The sequence below is a fragment of the Streptomyces zingiberis genome (assembly GCF_012034935.1).
Lineage (GTDB): Bacteria > Actinomycetota > Actinomycetes > Streptomycetales > Streptomycetaceae > Streptomyces > Streptomyces zingiberis.
Genome location: NZ_JAATEN010000054.1, coordinates 1 through 1,189, shown reverse-complemented (window position 1 = coordinate 1,189; position 1,189 = coordinate 1). Strand labels below are relative to the sequence as shown.

Below are 1,189 nucleotides of genomic sequence, written 5' to 3'. Positions count from 1 at the left end.
CGGCCGCGCGGAGGGCGTCGGTGCGGTCGGTGCGCTCCCAGGTGAAGTCCGGCTCCTCCCGGCCGAAGTGACCGTAGGCGGCGGTACGGGCGTAGATCGGCCGCAGCAGGTCCAGATCACGGATGACGGCGGCCGGCCGCAGGTCGAACACCTCGGTGATCGCCCGCTCGATCCGCTCCACCTCGACGGTGGCCGTACCGAAGGTCTCCACGAAGAGACCCACCGGCTCCGCCTTGCCGATGGCATACGCCACCTGCACCTCACACCGCGTCGCCAGCCCCGCCGCGACCACGTTCTTCGCCACCCACCGCATCGCGTACGCCGCCGAACGGTCCACCTTCGACGGATCCTTGCCCGAGAACGCACCCCCACCGTGCCGGGCCATCCCGCCATAGGTGTCGATAATGATCTTCCGCCCGGTCAGCCCCGCGTCCCCCATCGGGCCACCGATCTCGAACCGGCCCGTCGGATTCACCAGCAGCCGGTAACCGGTGGTGTCCAGCTTGATGCCGTCCTCCAGCAGTTCGCCGAGGACATGCTCGACGACGAACTCGCGGATGTCCGGCGCCAGCAGGCTGTCCAGGTCGATGTCCGAGGCGTGCTGGGAGGAGACCACGACGGTGTCGAGGCGGACGGCCTTGTCACCGTCGTACTCGATGGTGACCTGGGTCTTGCCGTCCGGGCGGAGGTAGGGGATCGTGCCGTTCTTCCGCACCTGGGACAGCCGGCGCGACAGCCGGTGCGCCAGGCTGATCGGCAGCGGCATCAGCTCCGGCGTCTCGTCACAGGCGTACCCGAACATCAGGCCCTGGTCACCGGCGCCCTGCCGGTCCAGCTCGTCCTCGTCCCCCTCCACGCGCTGTTCATAGGCCGTGTCCACCCCCTGCGCGATGTCCGGCGACTGCGCGCCGATGGAGACCGACACCCCACAGGACGCCCCGTCGAACCCCTTCTTCGACGAGTCGTAACCGATGTCGAGGATCCGCTCCCGCACCAGCGTCGGGATATCGGCGTACGCCTTGGTGGTCACCTCCCCCGCCACATGGACCAGACCGGTGGTGATCAGCGTCTCCACGGCCACCCGCGAGGACGGATCCTCCGCGAGCAGGGCGTCGAGGATGGAATCGCTGATCTGGTCAGCGATCTTGTCGGGGTGACCCTCGGTGACGGACTCCGAGGTGAACAGGCG

1 protein-coding gene is annotated in these 1,189 nt (G+C 68.7%); it reads right to left on the bottom strand.

Going from position 1 to position 1,189, the window contains the following annotated elements; translation table 11 throughout:
* Positions 1-1,189, bottom strand: a 1,189-nt coding sequence (metK, locus tag HCK00_RS26635; protein ID WP_240966249.1) for a methionine adenosyltransferase, incomplete at both ends; no start/stop codon positions are given.